We start from the raw sequence: 19,468 nt of genomic DNA, 5'->3' as shown, positions 1-19,468 counted from the left end.
CATCGCCCTCCGCATGGTAGACTTCCCCATCGTGGTAATCCGATCGAGATGGGGCACGCATCCGGGACCTCGCCATGAACGCCTACGGCCGACCCTCCGGGCCGACCCTCGCGGCTGGCCGATGCCTGGCGGCTCTATTCGCGATCTGTTGCTCGATCGGATGCCTCTCGCCCCGATCCGGCCATCCCTCGTCGACCGATCGGGAATCGTACCGCCCAACCCTCTCGATCCCGAGCTCGCCCGGCCCGGTGATCGTGGACACGCCTCGGGGGGACGACGATCGCGAGATCGTCCTGCCGGCCTCGCAGGTCGAGACCTGGATCGTCCATACCCGGGCCTGCGAGCAGTCGATGGGCTCGAACCCCTGGCCCGCCATCAACGTCGGCCGGCTCGACGAGCAGGGCGGGCCGCTCCGGGCGGTCGAGCCGGAGGGGCTGCTGTCGAGGATGACCGGGCGGCCCACGGTCTTCCTGATCCACGGATACGGATACACCCATAAGGTGGCGGTCGAGGAGACCATCCAGGTCCGGGCGCAGCTCGAAACCCTGGGCGGCCTGGGCCCGGATCACCTGTTCGTCATGTTCGACTGGCCGAGCGAGCGGGCGATCCCCGGCCTGATCCGCGACCTGAACGAGAAGGCCCGGCGGTCGAGGATCGCGGGATACCACCTCGCGCGGTTCCTCCAGGCCGCGCCCGAGGGGTCGAGGGTCTGCCTCCTGGGCCAGTCCGACGGCGGCCGGGTCGCCCTGACGTCGCTCCATCTGCTCTCCGGCTCGGTCCTCCCGGAGTTCGGCAGGGAGCCGAGCGCCCAGCTCAGCTCGGGACGGGCCGACCTCCGGCTCAGGGCCGTGGCCCTGGAAGCCGCCATCGAGCACGACTGGCTCAACCCCGGCGACCGGCTCGGAGGGGCCTTGCCGATCTCCGAGGCGTTCCTGAACCTCTACAATAGCCGCGATTCGGCCCTGTCCGTGTACGCCCTCGGCCAGTACACCGGATTCGGGGCCGCGCTCGGCCGGGTCGGCTTCAAGCGGCGAGACCTGGAGAGACTCGGGCCGTTGCGGGATCGGGTCGAGCAGATCGACATCCACCCGATGGCCGGCTCCGACCACTCGCTCTATACCAGGGCCCTCACCTTCCCGATCGTCGCCGGGCGGGTCGCCGACTTTGCCTCCTGGCGCGAGCTTGATCGTCACGGACCGATCGGTTTCCCCGAACCCTGAGGATCTCCTTGAGATGGATCGAGGCGGCCAGCCTGGATGACCTCCCGCCCGGCTCGGCCCTGGAGTTCATCCACGAGGGCCGGGCCTTCGCCCTGTTCCGGTCGGGCGACGAGATCACCTGCCTGGGCGGGCTCTGCCCCCATCAGGGAGGGCGGCTGGCCCTGGGGACGGTCGAAGGTTCGCGAGTGACCTGCCCGCGCCGGGGGTGCCTCCGATGGTCGTTCGATCTCCGGAGCGGAGGGTGCTCGGTCGGCGAGGGGGTCCGCAGCCGCGTTTATCCCGTCCGGGTGGAAGGTCGAACCGTCCTCGTAGCCCTGACCGACCCTTGATCCGCCCCCCATACTGATCTCGTGGGCCTCCGATGGCCCGATGGACCGCGAACCAGGCCGAGGATCATCCGCTCGATGTCGAATTCCCACCCCGCGGTCGAAGGGACGATCGTCCCCGAGGCCCTCACCGCCGACGTCCGGATCTACGAATACAGCCAGGCCGCCGACCCGATCTCCTCGGGCGCCACCCCGCCGATCCCCCACTCCGAGTTCTCCGCCCGGCTCCACCAGGAAGGTCCTTCGCGGATCATCCCGCTCGACCTCTCCGCGAAGCTCAAGCGGCCCGGCCCGCTGACCAGCCCGGGGCTCTCGGCGAACTTCGTCCGGATCGAGCCCGGGACGTCGGTCGAGACCCGGCCCAACGCCTCGTCGGAGCTGTATTACGTCCTCCGAGGGGGCGGCCGGACCCGGTTCGGAGGGCAGGTCATCCCCTGGTCAAAGGGGGATATCCTGACCCTGCCCGCCGGCGAGGGGGCCACCCACGAGGCCGAGGACGACTCGGCATTCTACTGGGTCCACGACGAGCCCCTGCTCCGCTACCTGGGGGTTCGTGCCTCCGAGCCCACTTTCCCGCCAACCCTTTTCCGGGCCGAGGACACCCTGGCCGAGTTGGCGAAGGCCGCCGCCGACCCCGAGGCCGCCAACCGGAGCCGGGTCAGCGTCCTCCTGGCCAACCGGACCTGCGACCAGACCCTGACGATCACCCCGACACTCTGGGCGATGCTCGGGATCCTGCCCATCGGCGCGGTCCAGCTCCCGCACCGGCACCAGTCGGTCGCCCTGGATCTGATCATCGACTGCGAGCCCGGCTGCTACACCCTGGTGGGCAAGGAGCTGGACGAGAAGGGCCGGATCATCGACCCCGTCCGGGTCGACTGGAAGCCGGCCTCGGTCTTCATCACCCCGCCCGGCGAGTGGCACGCCCACTACAACGAGTCGGGCACCGAGGCCTACCTCCTGCCGATCCAGGACGCGGGCCTGCAGACCTACCTGAGGAGCCTGGATATCCGATTCTACAACGAGGATTGAGGGGGCAATCCAGGGCATCCGACGGGTGCCGGGCTCGCGCTCGCGGGGCGTGGGCCGGGCACCCTTCGCCCTCAGACCGACTTCCTGGGCCGGAATCGCCTGGAGAGGACCCGATCGAGCTGGTCGGGGGATTCCATGCGGAGCTGGAGGAGGTTGCTGTTCAGGGAGGCGGCGTCGTCGAAGTTGGTCTGCTGGCTGGTCGGGGCGTGCCAGAAGATGTACTTCTCGTCGTTCCGGTAGTCGACATAAGCGACGGCCAGGCTGTCGTCCTCGTAGGACCAGGCGGCCATGATCGGCTTCCCGGCGGTGCTGGCCAGGCGGATCGAGGGGATCAGCATCTCGATCTGCTTGTTGGGCATCCCCTGGATGGCGATCTGGCCGGCGGACTTGCCCCGGATCGAGGGGATCACGGCCAGCCGGTAGGGGCCGACCGGGACGTTCCGGTGCCCGGCCTTCGCCGAGGGATTCTTGAGGGCGTTGACGGCCTCCTGCCAGAGGTCTCGGAGGTCGCCCATGGTGAACCGGAACGGGTCGGGCACGACCAGGGGGACGAACTCCTTGTCGGGGGCCAGGTTGGTGTCGAGATCGTGGAAGCTGCTCTCGACCCGGATCCCCTTGGACTGGGGCTGGGCCTGGGGCTCGACGACGGCGTCGGCGTCGAGCACCGGATCCTCGTCGAAGACGGCCATCGCGAGGTCGAGCTTCTCGACGACCTGGGGCGGGACGACCTTGCGGATCGCCCGGTCGAGCTGGACACCGGCATCGGGCAGTCGGAGGACGACGCTGACGTTGTCCCAGATCGCCTCGGTGCTGGTCCGGAGCTGGCGCTGCCATCGGGCCCGCTCGATCAGGGGATAGACGACCTCGGGCCAGAGTTCGACGCTGGCCGGGTCGCGCCCGGCGGAGGTCGTGGCATAGCCGAGGACGGCCCGGCGGAAGTCGGTCCGGGTCCGCCAGACCTCGGCGACCCGATTCCATCGGCCGACGAGCTGGTCGTCGACCTCGGACCGCGCCGGGGCGACTTTACGGAGGTCTTCGAGGACCTGCGGCATCAGGCCGGGGTTGAGCACGCCCCGGTCATCGGTCATGTACCTGGCGGCGTATTCGCTGGCCTCCTGGAGCCGCCTTCGGGCGACCCGGAACGACTTGCGCTTGGCCGGGGTGTCGCGGGCGGCGAGATACTTGATCACGGTGATCGGGCTGAGCGCGGGCCGGACGTCGTGGCGAGCCTCGATCAGATCGCCGGCTCGGGCGATGTTGTCCTCGCCGGGGCCCTTGATCATCAGCCAGCAGAGGGCCAGCAGGAGCCGGGCCCGGTCGGCATTGAGCGGGTCGAGCGGCCTCCGCTGGAGGAAGCCCCGGCGTCGCGATCCCCCCAGCAAGTAGGCCAGGTAATGGCCCGAGTAATAGCGCTGGTCGGCCGAGAGCTCGATCGGGCTGGCCTCGACGTCGCCGATCATCGCCAGGGCCCGGATCCGGTCCAGCCCGTTGAAGTCGGCGGGCCTCGACGAGGGCTCCAGACCGGAGATCGACGGCGGGGCCGCCAGCCGGGCCTCGACCATCGCGGTTCCCGAGCCGCTCCCCAGGCCCGACCCGGAGCCGAAACCCGAGAGGCCCGATGGCGTCGGCGGGCCGAACCCGACGGCCGCGCGGGGGATCGTCGGAGGCGTCAGGCCGGGCGCGTTCGACATGTCGCCCGGAAGGCCCATCATCGCGGGATCGCCGAGCGACGGGTCGGCCGCGATCAGCTCGCGGATCGAGGCGGCCACCTCGGCCCCCGAGCCCGGCCGGGCGTCGGGGTCCTTCGCCAGGAGCCGGAGGATCAGCATCTCCAGCGGCAGCGGGAGGGACGGGTTCCTCGACCGGGGCGGGTCGGGCAGGGTGTTGACGTGGCTGGCGATCACCGCCAGCGACGGCCCCTGGAACGGCGGCGAGCCCGTGGCGCACTCGTAGGCCATCACCCCCAGGGCGTAGAGGTCGGTCCGGTAGTCCACCCGGACTCCCTTGGCCTGCTCGGGGCTCATGTAGTGCGGCGTCCCCTTGATCGTCCCCGAGACCTGCACCTCGTCGGCGATCAGCGAGAGCCCGAAGTCGGACAGCTTGGCCGAGTCCAGCGAGGTCAGCAGCACGTTGGCCGGCTTGACGTCGCGGTGGATCACCCCCTGATGGTGGGCATAGTCCAGCGCCTCGGCGGTCTGGGCGATCACCCGGAGCCGCTCGGCCAGCGAGATCTGCTTCCATCGGCGGACGAAGCTCGGCCCGTCGACCTCCTCCATCACGAAGTAATACGTCCCGTCGGCCTCGCCGAAGTCGTAAAGCCGGACGATGTTCTCGTGGAGGAGCCGGGCGAGGATCTGCGCCTCCAGGCGGATCTTCCGACCGAGCTCGTCGCCGGCCCGCTCCCGGAGCATCTTGATCGCCACAGTCCGCTGGAGAACCTGATCGGTGGCCCGATAGACGGCACCCATGCCCCCCCGCCCCAGCTCCTTGTCCAGGGTGAATCTTTGGTTCAGGGTCGTCCCGATCACCTTGTCGCTCCGGAGTTGGCGTCCGCCATCGACGTGTGGTCCCCCATCATATCGGCCCGGATGCCATCGACACAACGTACCGACAATCGAGATGATGCATCAATCCGACCTCGGGTCCGGGCCTCGATCGTGCCGATAGTATGAGTAAGCCGCCGGGCCCGAGGGGGGCCGGGCCTGCCACCCGGAACCGATCGCGAGGTGATTCCCTTGGGCCTGTCCGAACGAGTCCTGGTCGTCCCGGCCTCCGAGTTCGACCGCCTGGGCCGGTTCCAGGGGTTCTCCCCCGACGCCGACCGTTATCTCGAAGCCCTCCTCGTGCCGGATCTGGCGAGCTTCCGGCCACGATCCGAAGTCGAGGACGACCCGTCCTTCAAGCAGATCATCCCCTACGTGATCTTCCGGTCGGGCGGCCTGGTCTTCACCTACACCCGGGGCAAGTCCGGGGGCGAGTCCCGGCTCCGGAAGCTCCGATCGCTGGGCGTCGGGGGCCACGTCGCCGAGGCCGACGCCGAAGGCCGGGGGACCGTCGAGGCCTACGAAATGGCCCTCCGCCGCGAACTCGACGAGGAGGTCGAGGTCACCAGCCCCGGCGCGATCCGGAGGCTTGGCCTGATCAACGACGACTCCAACCCCGTCGGGCTGGTCCACCTGGGCGTGGCCTACCTCTACGAGCTGGAACGCCCCGAGGTCGCCCCGAAGGAAGACGCCCTGGCCGACCCCGAGTTCCTCCGGGTCGCCGACCTGCCCGCCCTCCGAGACCAGTTCGAAACCTGGTCGCAGCTCTGCATCGACGCCCTTCCCGGATGATCCGGCCTCAGTGCGGCGAGGCCAGCTTAAGCCCCACGATCCCCAGGACGATCAGCCCGATGCAAGCCAGCCGCCGCCAGTCGGCGGGCTCGCCCAGAAGGACCATCCCCAGGATCACCGTGCCGACCGCCCCGATGCCGGTCCAGACCGTGTACGCCGTCCCCAGGGGCAGCGTCTTCAGCGAGACCCCGAGCAGGTAGACGCTCCCCAGCATCGAGGCGAAGAACCCCACGCTCGGCCAGGGTCGCGTGAAGCCTTCGGTATATTTCAGGCTGACGGCCCAGCCCACTTCCAGCAGCCCCGCCGCGATCAAGATGACCCATGCCATGGACGCCCCCCCTCCCTCGGAGGTGTTGACGGGGTCGTCCCCGCGAATTCCCGGTCGATGCCTGGGGTCGTCCCCATGCCTCGGGAATCCTAGACGACAGGGGAAGCCCGGTGCGCCCTGAGGTCGGATTCGAGGAAGTTCCCGGGCCGAAGTCGCCAGGAACTCGTTCGAATGCGTCGGAGTCGCCCTCGCCTCTCCCCCAGCCACTCAAGGACCACAAACCCCAACCCAAAAGGCACTTACAACAAAAATTCCTCCCAGGAAAAACGAACCCAATGGACCCGGGATCGAGCCTTCCGATCCCGGAACCGACACGCCCGATCCGCGCCGAACGAACCCAAGGGCCATGCGAGTCCGGGCCGAGCCCGCGCCGAACGAACCCAAGGGCGGCGGGGTCTCCCCCGAGACCTCGCGTCGGACGGCCCCGAGAAGTTCGGAGAGGGCGGGTTTCGAAGGCCCCGATCTCCCCCCGTCTCGGTCCGCGAGGGTCGCCGGGCCGAGACGATCCGACGGTCCGCCTCGATCCCCCGACATCGGCCCTCATCCCTCCCGAACAAGAAGACGAACACGCCCGCCCACCCACGCCCGGACGATTCCCCGATGCAAAACCTTCCCGGATAAGATCGCCCGAGGCACGCGTCCGTTAGCGGACTTTCCCCGACAATCCCCACCGGATTCGGGCAAGGCTCGGCGCGGGCCGACTCATTCCCGGCCGGCCGAGCGTCAACAGCCCCCCATTTTTGACTTCATTCGCGCCCCAGATCGGGCCATGTTGCGCGAGAAATCGAGGGTTTCGAGCCCAATATCGGGCCACTTCGGAGCCGATCCCCGGGTTCGATTCCCGCCATGATCTCCGCGAGCGAGAGGCCGATGACATCCCGGGGACCCGCCCGAGATCCTGGATTTGGGACCAGGAGGACCCAGACCTCAGAGTGAGGACACCGATTAAAAGCTCAGGACCTGGGTACTGGAGCTGGTGGCGGTGATTCAAGGGCGGCGGAAAGAATTTGACAAGGTACGGCAAATGACCGTACATTCGACAAGATGGGGGACTTTTTGATGCCGAACGAATCGAGACGCTCCACGCGGATTGAAGCACGGATTTCGCCGGACGCCCTGGCGATCGTCAAGCGCGCCGCCGAGCTGGAAGGCCGGAGCGTCAGCGATTTCGTGGTGACTGCCGCGCAGGAAGCCGCAAACCGCACCATCGAAGAAGCGAACCTGATCCGCCTTTCCGCCGAAGAGCAGCGGCGCTTCGTCGATCTGCTAGTTGCCCCCCCTGCCGCCTCCCCCGCACTGGTGCGAGCGAAGGAAGCGCACGGCCGCCTGATCCAGCCGGCCCGGTGACGGCTCCCTTCTCCATTGAAATCCTGGGAAGCTCGCATGATCGGGCAGTGTTCATCAGCGGCGTTGAGCCGCTAGACCGATATTTCCGCGAGCAAGCGAGCCAGGATATCAAACGACGGGCTACCGCCTGTTACGTAGCGGTAGAGCTGGCGACCGGCAAAGTGGCCGGCTACTACACTCTGGCCGCTTCTGGGATACCACTAGGCGAGTTGCCGGAAAGCCTGATCAAGAAGCTTCCCCGTTACCCCCTGGTTCCGGTGGCGCGCCTGGGAAGGCTGGCGGTCGATTTGGCGTATCGCGGTCAGAAGCTCGGCGCGGCGTTGGTCTGGGATGCCGTGGCGCGTTGCTTACGCTCGGAAGTGGCGGTTGCCGCCCTGGTGGTGGATGCGAAGGATGAGCAGGCGGAAGCATTCTACCGGCATTTGGGCTTCCTGGAGTTGAGCGGGGAGGGCAAGCGTCTGGTGCTTCCACTTGCAAAATTAAGATAAAAACGTACCGAATATTTAAATTTTGACTTTGACTCGACTGTTCACACCCTCACGATAGAAATTAATGAGGAATGGCCAGAACTGGAAAATCACCTTGTAACCGCTCGGTAGTCCAAGGAATGCGAAATAATGAACTAACACCGATTATTTTATGATCCCTGTGTCCCCAGTCTGACCCCTATGTCCCCTTCGACAGCCCGGCCCGAAGGGATCGCCCACATCCTGACCGCCCGGTTCGTCTGAACGAGCAACCTGTGTTAGGCTGATTCTCCGATACAGCCGCAAACGGGTCAACAGAACGATCGGCCCACCATCTGGAGTTGCTAATATGCCGCGAAGTGCCGCTCTGATTCTGGGACCTGCCTTGTTGCTGGTCGGCTCACTCAACGCCTTTGGCGATCCTCAGAACGATGCTGTCAAGCAGGAGCTGAAGAACATGGCCGGCACGTGGAGGCCAGTGTCGGCGGAGAACAACGGGTTCAAAGCACCAGAAGACGGCCTGAAGGACACCCGCAGGACCCTCGACACGGACGGTAAGTGGACCATGCGCCGGGGTGAGGAAACCGTCATCGAGTGGAAGGTGAAGACGCTCGACCCGACCAAGACGCCCAAAGCGATCGACATCGAGGTGACCAGTGGCTCGTACAAGGGCGTGGTCTATCTTGGCATTTACGAGATCGACGGCGACACGTTGCGGATCTGCTTCGCCATGCCCGACCGACCCGTCCGCCCCACGGATTTCACCGCGGGTAAGGGAAGCGTCCGCGCCTTTTCCGAGTTCAAGCGGGTGAAGAATTAAAAACCGGGAGTAAATCGGGGGAGCAAATCAGTGTCGGGTGTAAATCTGGGAGTAAATCGGTGTCATACGGAATCTTCCGGATGAGTTATCATAGGGGGATTTCCTACTTCCACGGAGGTTCCCCATGGCGAACGAACGACTGCCCATCGTCCTGCACCTGCCCCCCGAGGAGATCGCTCGCCGCTATCGCGCGTGCCGCTCCGGCATCGAGAAGACCCACTGGCAGGTGATCTGGCTCCTAACTCGCCCGGACCAGCCGCTCAGCCCGGCTCAGGCCGCCCAGCAGGTCGGCCTGACTCCGGTCTGGGCCCGCGCCTTGCTCAAACGCTGGAATGCCCAGGGGCCCGATGGCCTGGGCGACCGGAGGGCTACCACCAACGGCGGCCAGAGCAAGCTCACCCCCGAGCAGCAGGTCGATCTCTGGGCCGCCCTCCGCCAGTCGCCGCCCGACGGCGGGCTCTGGACCGGGGCCAAGGTCGCCACCTTCGTCCGCGATCGCTGGGACGTCCACATCCGCAAGCAGACCGGCTGGAGATGGCTGCGTGGCCTGGGCTTCTCGCTGCAGGTCCCCCGACCCCGACATCCGGAGGCCGCCACGCCCGCTTCGCAGCGGGCGTGGAAAAGACGCCCTGGCCGATCGAGTCGCCCGCCTACGTCGGGAGCACCCCGGCCGAGTGGTCGAGGTCTGGGCCGAGGATGAGGCCCGGCTGGGGCTCAAGCCGATCACCCGTCGGGTCTGGGCGGTGCGAGGCCATCGGCCGCTCTCCTATGGCCGGACCAAGTACCAATGGGCCTACGTCTACGGCTTCGTGCACCCGGCCAGCGGGCGGAACCTGGAGCTGATCCTGCCCTCGGCCAATACCGACTGGATGGGCCTGGCGTTGGAGGAATTCGCCCGCTGGGCCGACCCGGCCGGGGAGAAGTTGCTGGTGCTGATGGTGGACAACGCCGGCTGGCACGTGGCCAGGAGGCTGGCGATCCCGGTCAACGTGGTGCTGCACCGACTGCCGCCTTGCACGCCGGAGCTACAGCCGGTCGAGCCGCTCTGGCCGCTGGTACGCGAGGCGGTGGCCAACCTGGGGTTCAACGACCTGGCCACGATGCAGGTCCCTGTCCTGGATCGGTGCCGATGGTTGATCGACCACCCCGAGGTCGTCCGCGGAGCCGTCGGCTTCAGCTGGGCGGTCGAGCTCAATGGTTAGTCATCCAGGGGATTCGGTATCAGCCCCCATGCCGCCCTTCGGGCGGCACCCGAACCGATGAAAATCGGGCGGGCGGTCGCTACAGTGAAGTCGTCCCCTCGCACGGCTTGACGCCGATATGAAACTGGTGCTTCGAGCCCGCGTGTCAGCCTGGCGCAAAGGCATCGCGCGTACCCAAACCTGTCGCCCGAGCTTACCACTCGGAGCACGTCGAGCAGAGTGCTTTCCTCCCCGCGATGTCCCCCGTGCGAGGGGCTACTCTGGGGAGACCCGTCGATGGACGTGTTGCATGACTGCTGCGCCGGCCTGGATGTCCACAAGAAGACCGTCGTCGCCTGCGTCCGGAGGGTCCACCCCGCGGGCAAGGTCTCCAAGACCATCAAGACCTTCGCCACCATGACCGGCGACCTCCTCGCCCTGGGCGACTGGCTCGGGGCTCAAGGGGTCGCCACGATCGCGATGGAGTCCACCGGGTCCTACTGGAAACCCGTCTTCAATATCCTGGAGTCGCGGTTCACCGTAATCCTGGTCAACGCCCATCACATCAAGCAGGTCCCGGGCCGGAAGACCGATGTCAAGGACAGTGAGTGGATCGCTCAATTGCTACAACCTGGATTGTTGCGTCCCAGTTTCATCCCGCCCCAATCGACCCGGCAACTCCGAGACCTGACCCGCCAGCGGACCCAGTTGGTCGGTCAGAAGACCGCCGTCGCCAATCGGATCGCCAAGGTCCTGGAAGATGCCAACATCAAGCTCGGCTCGGTCGCCTCGGAAGTCCTGGGCGTCTCGGGCCGGGCCATGATCGAGGCGATCATCCGAGGCGAATACGACCCGGTCAAGCTGGCGGACCTGGCCCGACGCCGGCTCCGAGGTAAGATCCCGCAACTCCAACTGGCGTTGCGGGGGTCGGTGACCGAACACCACCGGTTCTTGCTCCGGACCCAGATGGATCACCTGCTTCACCTCGAAGCGATAATCCGACGCTATGAGGAGCGGATCGAGGAGACGCTCCCCCCGGCGGGGGAGCTGGTAGCCCGTCTGATGACGATCCCGGGCGTTGACGTCCGGGTCGCTCAGGTGATCCTGGCGGAGATCGGCCAGGACATGGACCAGTTTCCCTCGGCGGGGCACCTCTCGTCGTGGGCGGGTCTGGCCAGCGGCAACCACGAGAGCGCCGGAAAACGTCAGAGCGGGCGGACCACACCGGGCAACCGCTGGTTGAAGACGGCTCTGGTCCAGGCGGCCTGGGCGGCGTCGCGGGCCAGGAAGACGCACCTGGCCAGGAAATTCTCCCGGATCGCGAGAAGCCGGGGCCAGAAGCGAGCCGCCATCGCGGTGGCTCATACGCTCCTGGTGATCATCTACCACTTGCTCAAGGAGAAGACGACGTACCGGGAGATCGTCGATCAGAACGAAGCGGCCTGACCATCCAGCCGAACTCCCGAGCTACCCGAGGTCGCAAACGCCCCCCCAAGCGAGCCGACCCCGATCGCCGTCCGTCTGGTGATTGCGAACGTCAATCGAAATTTTCTGAGCAGCAGCAGTTCAACTGTTCGCCTTCAATAAGCGGAAAATCTGAACTGCTGCTGCTGCTCAGAAAATTCCGTTCGGCGTTCTCGACCACCAGACGGCCGACGAACGCGGTCGGCCATCGGCGACTTTAAGGGCAGCCCAGGTCGAGTCAATTCTTGAGGTGGTTCTCCTGAAGTTGAACCGTTGTGGACGTCATCGCTCTCGATTGAAGGCAAGAACCCGAAGGTCGATACGGAAGCACCCGGATCGGGATCAAGCTTCCGGAACGGGATCAACCCGGAGGTTGTCCCAAAGGAGCCCCTCGCACGGGGGACATCGCGGGGAGGAAAGCACTCTGCTCGACGTGCTCCGAGTGGTAAGCTCGGGCGACAGGTTTGGGTACGCGCGATGCCTTTGCGCCAGGCTGACACGCGGGCTCGAAGCACCAGTTTCATATCGGCGTCAAGCCGTGCGAGGGGACGGCTTCACTATAGCGACCGCCCGCCCCATTTTCATCGGTTTGGGTGCCGCCCGAAGGGCGGCATGTGGGCTGACAACGATTTACCTCACTTGCAAAACCATAAATCAAGTCTGACCCCTGCGTCCCTGACCTTAAACCAAGTCTGACCCCTGCGTCCCTAAGTCTGACCCCTGCGTCCCTGACCTTAAACCAAGTCTGACCCCTGCGTCCCCTGACCCCTGCGTCCCCTGCTTAAACCAAGTCTGACCCCTGCGTCCCGCTGCAAGTCTGACCCCTGCGTCCCGCTGCGTCCCGACCGACCCCTGCGTCCCGACCCGTTAAACCAAGTCTGACCCCTGCGTCCCTAAAACCATAAACCAAGTCTGACCCCTGCGTCCCCTTGACCCCTGCGTCCCCTGACCCCTGCGTCCCCTATAAAACCATAAACCAAGTCTGACCCCTGCGTCCCCTTGACCCCTGCGTCCCCTATGACCCCTGCGTCCCTAAAACCATAAACCAAGTCTGACCCCTGCGTCCCCTGACCCCTGCGTCCCCTTAAACCAAGTCTGACCCCTGCGTCCCTTAAACCAAGTCTGACCCCTGCGTCCCCTGACCCCTGCGTCCCCTGCTTAAACCAAGTCTGACCCCTGCGTCCCGCTGCAAGTCTGACCCCTGCGTCCCGCTGCGTCCCGACCGACCCCTGCGTCCCGACCCGTTAAACCAAGTCTGACCCCTGCGTCCCTACTCTGCTCGACGTGCTCCGAGTGGTAAGCTCGGGCGACAGGTTTGGGTACGCGCGATGCCTTTGCGCCAGGCTGACACGCGGGCTCGAAGCACCAGTTTCATATCGGCGTCAAGCCGTGTGAGGGGACGACTTCACTGTAGCGACCGCCCGCCCGATTTTCATCGGTTCGGGTGCCGCCCGAAGGGCGGCATGGGGGCTGACAACGATTTACCTCACTTGCAAAACCATAAATCAAGTCTGACCCCTGCGTCCCTGACCTTAAACCAAGTCTGACCCCTGCGTCCCTAAAACCATAAACCAAGTCTGACCTTGCGCCAAGAAGCTCGGGAGAGGGGGACGGCTTTCACAAGCTCGAAACCTCTCATCGGAACCCTGCGGGTAGCCAATCCCGCCCGGCAGAGCTGGGCCAGCAGCCGGAAGCGAGTCTTGCGTGGTGGGTGGGTGACTGCCCCTGCGAAGCGTAGACAGCGAGATCAAACGCCGTGCGATTGAGCCCCGAAATTTCGTCGCGTCGAGCCCTCGTCCTTGTCAGACGCGGGGGCCGCGTCGGGCAGGCTAACCCTTGGTCCCGCAGAGCCTGTCCGGTCACGCCGGGGTCGGAGAACAGGGCGAATGGTCACCAGGGTTCCCCGGGAACTTGGGAGACCCCGCCGTCTCCATCGACCTGCCGGTGGGAGACCCGGCTTACCAACTCCAGGATGATCCACGGCCTCGTGTGCCGGGCCGCTGGGGACGAATCACGGGACACGACGATGGTATCGCCAAGCGAAGGAAACGAAGTGCGGCGAGACGGGCGGCGGGGAGTCGGAGCGTCTCGTAGTACCGTCGAGCCGGGGGAACCGTCCCGAGGGACCCCGGGGAGGGAAGGAGACGCCGTCTCATGAACCGTTGGAGGGAAACATGACAGGGACGCCGAGCCCTGAGACCGTGTCCACGAAACGACAACGGATCGCGGAACTCGCCAGGGACGCCCCGGACATGGCGTTCACCAACCTGGCGCATCACATCGACATCGACTGGCTTCTGATGGCGTATCTCCAGACCCGCAAGGACGGGGCGGTCGGCGTGGACGGACAGACAGCGGCCGATTACGAGGCCAACCTGATGGGCAACCTTCAGGCCCTCCTCGACCGCGCCAAGTCCGGCACGTACGTGGCCCCGCCGGTGCGACGTGTGCATATTCCCAAGGCGGGCTCGCCCGGCGAGACTCGCCCCTTGGGGATACCGACGTTCGAGGACAAGCTCCTCCAACGCGCGGTGCTGATGGTGCTGGAACCGGTGTACGAGGCGGACTTCCTGGAGGTCTCGCACGGATTCCGACCCGGACGCGGTGCTCACGGGGCTTTGGATTCGCTCTGGAAACGGGCGATGAACCTGGGATGTTGCTGGATCGTGGATGTCGATCTTCGGAGGTTCTTCGACTCGATCGACCACGGCCATTTGCGGGAGTTCCTCAGGCGTCGGGTGCGCGACGGTGTGATCTTGCGACTGATCGGCAAATGGCTCAACGCGGGCGTGCTGGAGGACGGGGCCGTCACGACCCCCGAGGCCGGCACCCCTCAAGGCGGCGTGATCAGCCCCCTGCTGGCCAATATCGTCCTGCACTACGTGCTCGACGAATGGTTCGAGAAGGAGGTTCGTCCTCGCCTGAAAGGAGAGGCGTTCCTGACCCGTTATGCGGACGACTTCGTGATCGGGCTGGCCCGAGAAGACGACGCCCGGCGGATCATGGAGGTCTTGCCCAAGCGGATGAGCAAGTACGGACTGACGGTCCACCCGGAGAAGACCCGACTGGTGCGGTTCGAACCGCCCGAGCCGGACGACTCCGACACCGAGGATCGGGGACGAACCGAGCCCCGGACATTCGACTTCCTGGGTTTCACCCATTACTGGGGCCGGACCCAAGCCGGAGGATGGGTGATCAAGCGTCAGACGGCGAAGAGCCGACTCAGGCGGGCGTTGCAAGCGTTATCGGCCTGGTGCCGGGCCAACCGGCACGAGGCGATCGAGGAACAACACCGGACCCTCAAGCAGAAGCTGCACGGACATTTTGGGTATTACGGGATTACGGGGAACTACTTCAGCCTCCAGGTGTTCCTGGAGGGCTCGCGTCGGATCTGGCGGCAATGGCTCTCGCGTCGCCGTCGAGGAGGGCCACTATCGTGGTTCGACTTCGTTCGCCTGGAGAAGCGTTACCCACTCCCGCGTGCGCGAGTGGTCCATAGCCTGATGAGCCACGCAGCGAAGTCATGAGATGACGAGCCGGATGCCTTGAAGGGCCAGTCCGGATCTGTGGGAGCCCGGGGAGAGCAATCTCCCCGGGCGACCCGGCCCTGCGTCCCTGGACCCCCACGCCTCCGTACAGTTATTCAGTTTAACTGCTCTCCTGCGTTTAGTTATTGACGCGAGAGGGGTAGATTCGGACACCTTTTCTGACTCACCGAACCATCAGCCTCGGGACGCTCATCATCATCATGAGTTTCGTTAGGCTAACAGGTCCCAAAAGTAAAGTCATGATTTTGGGAAAGGTCACCGTATTGCATGAAGGTGCGGACGAACTCGAGGACCTCGAGTCGAGGATTACCACAGCATACAAGTGATTGTGGAGAGAAGATTATCATGAGTATGATCCAAAAAAATTGGTTCGCAGCATTCGCTAGCGTGGCATTAGCGTGCTTCCTTGCTGGCATCTGTTTCGCCCAGGGTAGGCAACAAAAAAGTTCCGGCGGCACTCAAATTGTGGAAGACATCATTAGTGCCGACTGTATCGTCAAGCAAAACGACCCACCAAGTTTGATCGTCACTGTGACAGCCATCGACCCTAAGGGTCTTCCCCAAAATCCCAGGATAGTTCCGGGCGTTTACAAGTCGCCACCGGAAGACGGCATCCAAGACCTGTTTGTACTGGCTGTCCCGGCAGGGCCGGGACAGCCAGCAGAGACCAAGTTCACGGTGAAGCATGTCTGGGATGGGTTCCGTAAGAAAGCCCCTTGGCTAAAAGGTGTTCGGGTACACTGTGCATCCGGCGCACTATTATTATTGGTTCAAGAATAAAGGTGAATTCTCGAAAGGCCCTAGGGGTCAGACTTGGTTTTTGGTTCTTCGATCGCTTTTCAGGTCCGGAAATGGAAATGGGGACATGCTGGTTTGAGGGAAAACAGCGGCGAACGATGGGGTCAGATCGGATCTTGGTTTCCCTCGCGCCGCTCCTCGCCGGTTCTGCCAAGGCTCAACCAGAACAGAACAAATTGCCCCGTGAATATTCTCGGGGTGGATTTGTCGAATCCCGGCTCCCGCTCAGCCCCCCTGCCCCGTCGCGTGCTGGGGCGAGGGGATGCTCTGGCGAGTGGTGACCACTCCGGGCTGCCGGCGGTCGAGCCAGTCCATCAGCGGCGGGAAGACCTCCCGGGGGGCGTGGCGACTCCAGACGAGGTCGCAGTGGCCGTAGTCGTCGATCTGGCCATCGATCCGGCCGAACCGCATGAGGGTCTTGTCGGGGCTCCCCAGGGCGTTGAAGGTCAGGGTCGAGGACGGGATATCGGCCATGATGTCCCCCTCGCCGGCGACCATCAGGGTCGGCGTGGTGATCTGGCCGAGCCCGGACGCGTAGTCGATCGAACGGTCGGCCGAGAGCATCCGGCCGTGGTGCAGGTAGGGGTCGAGCTGCTTCAAGGCCCCGGCCCCCGGGTCCTCCAGGGTGTAGCCATAGAACCGCGAGACGGTCCGCTTGTCGACGTTGGCCGCCGTGAAGTAGAACCGGTCGATCCCCTCCATCGCCGGGAGCCGACCATACGTCATCGGTCGTCCCAGCCGGCCGGTGCTCAGCCCGAGCGAGAGGACGCGGAGCATCTTGTCGGCCCGGCGCATCTTCTGGACGTCGGGGGTGTCGACGACGATCGCCACGCCCCCCATGTCGACGAAGTTGGCGATCCGGTGGGCCTCGGGCGAGAGTTCCAGGAACGGGAACATCAGCATCCCGCCCAGGCTGTGGCCGATCCAGTTGACCCGGTCGCTCCCGGTCTCCTGGCGGACATAGTCGAGGATCGCCGGGACGTCGTACTTGGCCTGGTCGTCGACGTTCCAGTCGCGACCGCCCACGTCCCGGATCGGGGTCTGGCGCAAGATCCCGTTGATCTTCCCCGGCAGCCCGACACGAAAGCTCGCCCCCGAGCCCCTCATGTCGACCACGAAGACCTCGTACCCCCGAGCCGCAAGCTGGCCCGGCAGGTGGTCATCGGTGATCGTCCAGAAGGTCCCGTTCAGGCCCAGCCCGTGGCAGAGGACCACCGGGAGCTTGGACGGGTCGGGAACGGCCGGGCGGATGTGGCGGATCCCCAGCATCCACCCGTCCCGGGTCGGGGCGAACCCCCCGTCGCTCGGGCGGAGATCGGGCGAGGGAGCATGCCGGCGCATCGAGGCGCACCCGGGAGCCAGCAGCGCCAGGGCCAGCGCCAGAGCGGGGAGCGGCGATCGACACCACGAACTATCGAGCATGGGGCGAGGAATCCTTCCTCGTTTCAGCCGTCTTGCAAACCTACCGCTTTCCACCTCGTCCCCGGCCCCCTCCTGGAGCCGGAACGCGGGATCGGGCGGGATCTTACTCGATCGCCCGATCCAGGGGAATGCGAAGCTTATCGGCCGATCGACGGGCGGGGTTGACCGAAAAGCCGAAGGCCCAGGGGACCTGCCGTCCCGGCCTCCGATCAAGATCGGAGGACAATCGCCGCGCCTGCCAGGAGCAGGGCCACGCCGAAGATGCGCCAGGAGCTGGCCGGGTGGGCGGTGAAGCCGACCAGGCCGAAGTGGTCGAGCAGGACCGAGGTCAGGATCTGGCCGGCGACCACCACGCCGAGCCAGCCCGCGGCCCCCAGCTTGTTCGAGAAGGTGACGGCGGCCATCACGTAGCAGGCCCCGACGATCCCCCCGAGCCAGATCCACCAGGGCCCTCGGGCCAGCTCCGACGCCCGGGGCAAGCCGGGCCGGAGGGCCAGGGCGTAGGCCATCAAGGCCAGCGACCCGATCCCGAACGAGACCAGGGCCGCGTGGACCGGGTGCCCCATCCGCTCGCGAAGACCGTTATTCAAGCCGACTTGCACCGACAGGGCGGCACCCGAGAGCAGGGCCAGCCCCGCATAAACCCAGATCATCCTCGAAGCCCCGGTCCCGATGGTTGACAGGAAAGTCGCCCGCGCCCCGAGTCGCGCCGGGCCGCCGGACCAGGCTATGCTTTCAGGATTCCGGGAGCAAGCCGGGTCTAGCCGGGGATTCCTGGGCTCGGGCCTGAGGAGGCCGGACCCCGACGGCTCGCTTACTTGCGGGAGCCGACGGTGGAGATGGTCCCCTCGACGATGATGGTCGCCCCGAGATCCGTCCGGAAGATATCCCCCGAGCCGGAGGCCCCCCGGAAGCGGCCGGTCCCGCCGAGTATGGTATAGGTCGATTGGGCATCCGCCGAGGTATCGAGCGGGTTGAAATGCCCCAGGGTCTCGGCATAAAGTTCGTCCCCGTTGGCCGCCGTGATCACCATGAAGGACGTGTAAATCCCGGTACCGAAGTCGAAGAGGTGGGGGGCCACGTACTGGATGGCGCCGAGGGAGCTGCTGTGCCCCGAGCCGGCGGTGATTGCCGTGAGATATCTCCCATCGAAGTCGATCGGGATGAACGAGGTCTCGCTGGCGGTCGCCTTGAGTTTGATCACATCACCGGCCAGGGCGGGGAGGCCGGCAGCCACGAGCGTGGCGAGTACGATAAGGGCACGGCGCATTCGAATATCTCCGTCCATCGGGGCGGGTCGAGGGGTGGGGACTCCTTCGGCCGGACCATCGGCCAGGACCATCCGCCTTCCCTCTTCCTGATCGCCCGGGGCGTGACACGATCTCCGGGATCGCGACGATGGCTGGAGCATCGAATGGAGGCATGGTATTTGCTCCAGGTCGCCTTGTCTGAGGACGGGGAACCTCGGGCTCCACGGGGGCTTTCTGACGACGGTTCGGCCGACCTCGGCGGGAGCTGCCACGATGAGACCGGATGAGGACGTCACTTCGACAACCCTGCTCGCCCTGGTCCGCGCCAACGAGCAGGACGCCTGGGGTCGGTTGGTCGCCCTCTACGGCCCGTTGCTCCGATACTGGTGCCGCCGGGGCGGCGTGCGATACCCGGATGACGACGACGTGATGCAGGAGGTCTTCCAGGCCATTTCCGCCGGCATCGACGGGTTCCGCCGCAACCGCGAGGGGGACACCTTCCGCGGCTGGCTCCGGGGCGTGACCCGGAACAAGATCCTCGACTGGCACCGTCGACGGAGGCGAAGGCCGGAGGAAGCCGCCGGCGGTACCCTGGCCGTCCAGGCCCTCTGCGGACCGCCTCCCGCTCCGGACGACGACGCGGGCGAACGGCGCGAACACTTCGGCGTCTGCCACCGGGCCATGGATCGGGTCCGATCCGAGTTCGAGTCGAAGACCTGGGACGCCTTCTGGAGGGCGACCATCGAGGGGCACGACACCGCGGCCATCGCCGACGATCTCGGCGTCAGCGTGGCGTCCGTCCGCCAGTCCAAGAGTCGGGTCTTGCGCAGGCTCAAGCAGGAAGTCCGCGAGAGGGTCGAATAGCGGGCTCGGTGTCCGACCGCCCTCCCGGGCCAGGACGGCGGGAGCGCGGGGGGGAAGGTCGGGACC

18 protein-coding genes are annotated in these 19,468 nt (G+C 65.7%); 13 read left to right on the top strand and 5 right to left on the bottom strand.

Annotated features, from left to right (window positions below):
* Positions 1-74 precede the first annotated feature (74 nt).
* The 3 genes from P12x_RS01415 to P12x_RS01405 all read left to right on the top strand — a co-directional run bounded on the left by P12x_RS01415 (position 75) and on the right by P12x_RS01405 (position 2,578).
* Entirely contained in the window at positions 75-1,220 is a 1,146-nt protein-coding gene (locus P12x_RS01415; protein ID WP_435009033.1) for an alpha/beta hydrolase, read from the top strand.
* Between the two features lie 8 nt (positions 1,221-1,228).
* Positions 1,229-1,549, top strand: a complete 321-nt coding sequence (locus tag P12x_RS01410; protein ID WP_435009032.1) for a Rieske (2Fe-2S) protein — start codon at positions 1,229-1,231, stop codon at positions 1,547-1,549.
* Positions 1,550-1,624: 75 nt separating this feature from the next.
* Entirely contained in the window at positions 1,625-2,578 is a 954-nt protein-coding gene (locus tag P12x_RS01405; protein WP_435009031.1) for a cupin domain-containing protein, read from the top strand.
* Positions 2,579-2,649: 71 nt separating this feature from the next.
* Here the strand turns inward: P12x_RS01405 and P12x_RS01400 are convergent, their stop codons facing one another.
* Complete coding sequence (locus P12x_RS01400; RefSeq protein WP_435009030.1) at positions 2,650-5,106, bottom strand: serine/threonine-protein kinase; 2,457 nt, start codon at positions 5,104-5,106, stop codon at positions 2,650-2,652.
* 198 nt (positions 5,107-5,304) lie between these two features.
* Between P12x_RS01400 and P12x_RS01395 the strand changes: the two genes are divergently transcribed.
* On the top strand, positions 5,305-5,913 hold the full coding sequence (locus P12x_RS01395; protein ID WP_435009029.1) for a phosphoesterase: 609 nt from the start codon (positions 5,305-5,307) through the stop codon (positions 5,911-5,913).
* 7 nt (positions 5,914-5,920) lie between these two features.
* Here the strand turns inward: P12x_RS01395 and sugE are convergent, their stop codons facing one another.
* Positions 5,921-6,241, bottom strand: coding sequence for a quaternary ammonium compound efflux SMR transporter SugE (sugE, locus tag P12x_RS01390; protein WP_435009028.1), 321 nt, complete (start codon positions 6,239-6,241; stop codon positions 5,921-5,923).
* 1,059 nt (positions 6,242-7,300) lie between these two features.
* On the opposite strand from sugE, the gene P12x_RS01385 reads away from it, so the two are divergent.
* From P12x_RS01385 to P12x_RS01350, 8 genes are all read left to right on the top strand, one after another.
* A complete protein-coding gene (locus P12x_RS01385; RefSeq protein ID WP_435009027.1) occupies positions 7,301-7,588 on the top strand; it encodes a DUF1778 domain-containing protein in 288 nt (95 codons plus the stop codon).
* Positions 7,585-8,076 carry a GNAT family N-acetyltransferase gene (locus P12x_RS01380; RefSeq protein WP_435009026.1) on the top strand — a complete coding sequence of 164 codons (492 nt, stop codon included), beginning with the start codon at positions 7,585-7,587 and terminating at the stop codon, positions 8,074-8,076. Before P12x_RS01385 ends, P12x_RS01380 begins: the two co-directional genes overlap by 4 nt.
* A 328-nt stretch (positions 8,077-8,404) precedes the next feature.
* Entirely contained in the window at positions 8,405-8,875 is a 471-nt protein-coding gene (locus P12x_RS01375) for a TIGR03067 domain-containing protein (protein ID WP_435009025.1), read from the top strand.
* A gap of 124 nt (positions 8,876-8,999) precedes the next feature.
* Positions 9,000-9,575: a winged helix-turn-helix domain-containing protein gene (locus tag P12x_RS01370; RefSeq protein ID WP_435005114.1), complete on the top strand. Its 576-nt coding sequence runs from the start codon at positions 9,000-9,002 to the stop codon at positions 9,573-9,575.
* Complete coding sequence (locus P12x_RS01365) at positions 9,457-10,077, top strand: IS630 family transposase (RefSeq protein ID WP_435011680.1); 621 nt, start codon at positions 9,457-9,459, stop codon at positions 10,075-10,077. Before P12x_RS01370 ends, P12x_RS01365 begins: the two co-directional genes overlap by 119 nt.
* Positions 10,078-10,353: 276 nt before the next feature.
* Complete coding sequence (locus P12x_RS01360) at positions 10,354-11,502, top strand: IS110 family transposase (protein WP_435007631.1); 1,149 nt, start codon at positions 10,354-10,356, stop codon at positions 11,500-11,502.
* A gap of 2,219 nt (positions 11,503-13,721) precedes the next feature.
* Entirely contained in the window at positions 13,722-15,047 is a 1,326-nt protein-coding gene (ltrA, locus tag P12x_RS01355; protein WP_435007633.1) for a group II intron reverse transcriptase/maturase, read from the top strand.
* A 366-nt stretch (positions 15,048-15,413) separates the two neighbouring features.
* Entirely contained in the window at positions 15,414-15,848 is a 435-nt protein-coding gene (locus P12x_RS01350) for a hypothetical protein (protein WP_435009024.1), read from the top strand.
* 243 nt (positions 15,849-16,091) lie between these two features.
* On the opposite strand, the gene P12x_RS01345 is transcribed toward P12x_RS01350, so the two are convergent.
* The 3 genes from P12x_RS01345 to P12x_RS01335 form a co-directional block, all read right to left on the bottom strand.
* Positions 16,092-17,288, bottom strand: a complete 1,197-nt coding sequence (locus P12x_RS01345) for an alpha/beta fold hydrolase (protein WP_435009023.1) — start codon at positions 17,286-17,288, stop codon at positions 16,092-16,094.
* A 209-nt stretch (positions 17,289-17,497) separates the two neighbouring features.
* Positions 17,498-17,941 carry a DMT family transporter gene (locus P12x_RS01340; RefSeq protein WP_435009022.1) on the bottom strand — a complete coding sequence of 148 codons (444 nt, stop codon included), beginning with the start codon at positions 17,939-17,941 and terminating at the stop codon, positions 17,498-17,500.
* Positions 17,942-18,102: 161 nt separating this feature from the next.
* Positions 18,103-18,558, bottom strand: coding sequence for a hypothetical protein (locus P12x_RS01335; protein ID WP_435009021.1), 456 nt, complete (start codon positions 18,556-18,558; stop codon positions 18,103-18,105).
* A 253-nt stretch (positions 18,559-18,811) separates the two neighbouring features.
* Between P12x_RS01335 and P12x_RS01330 the strand changes: the two genes are divergently transcribed.
* Positions 18,812-19,402, top strand: coding sequence for an RNA polymerase sigma factor (locus P12x_RS01330; protein WP_435009020.1), 591 nt, complete (start codon positions 18,812-18,814; stop codon positions 19,400-19,402).
* Positions 19,403-19,468: the final 66 nt, after the last annotated feature.

The sequence above is a fragment of the Tundrisphaera lichenicola genome, assembly GCF_051175385.1.
GTDB classification, from domain to species: Bacteria; Planctomycetota; Planctomycetia; order Isosphaerales; family Isosphaeraceae; genus Tundrisphaera; species Tundrisphaera lichenicola.
This window is presented reverse-complemented; position numbering and strand designations above follow the sequence as displayed.

Bases quoted from the DNA above. Each gene is read 5' to 3' on its own strand.
- P12x_RS01330 (WP_435009020.1), top strand. From the start codon at position 18,812: ATGAGACCGGATGAGGACGTCACTTCGACAACCCTGCTCGCCCTGGTC.
- P12x_RS01340 (WP_435009022.1), bottom strand. From the start codon at position 17,941: ATGATCTGGGTTTATGCGGGGCTGGCCCTGCTCTCGGGTGCCGCCCTG.
- P12x_RS01370 (WP_435005114.1), top strand. From the start codon at position 9,000: ATGGCGAACGAACGACTGCCCATCGTCCTGCACCTGCCCCCCGAGGAG.
- P12x_RS01345 (WP_435009023.1), bottom strand. From the start codon at position 17,288: ATGCTCGATAGTTCGTGGTGTCGATCGCCGCTCCCCGCTCTGGCGCTG.
- P12x_RS01360 (WP_435007631.1), top strand. From the start codon at position 10,354: ATGGACGTGTTGCATGACTGCTGCGCCGGCCTGGATGTCCACAAGAAG.
- P12x_RS01385 (WP_435009027.1), top strand. From the start codon at position 7,301: ATGCCGAACGAATCGAGACGCTCCACGCGGATTGAAGCACGGATTTCG.
- P12x_RS01405 (WP_435009031.1), top strand. From the start codon at position 1,625: ATGTCGAATTCCCACCCCGCGGTCGAAGGGACGATCGTCCCCGAGGCC.
- P12x_RS01415 (WP_435009033.1), top strand. From the start codon at position 75: ATGAACGCCTACGGCCGACCCTCCGGGCCGACCCTCGCGGCTGGCCGA.
- P12x_RS01335 (WP_435009021.1), bottom strand. From the start codon at position 18,558: ATGCGCCGTGCCCTTATCGTACTCGCCACGCTCGTGGCTGCCGGCCTC.
- sugE (WP_435009028.1), bottom strand. From the start codon at position 6,241: ATGGCATGGGTCATCTTGATCGCGGCGGGGCTGCTGGAAGTGGGCTGG.
- P12x_RS01375 (WP_435009025.1), top strand. From the start codon at position 8,405: ATGCCGCGAAGTGCCGCTCTGATTCTGGGACCTGCCTTGTTGCTGGTC.
- P12x_RS01350 (WP_435009024.1), top strand. From the start codon at position 15,414: ATGAGTATGATCCAAAAAAATTGGTTCGCAGCATTCGCTAGCGTGGCA.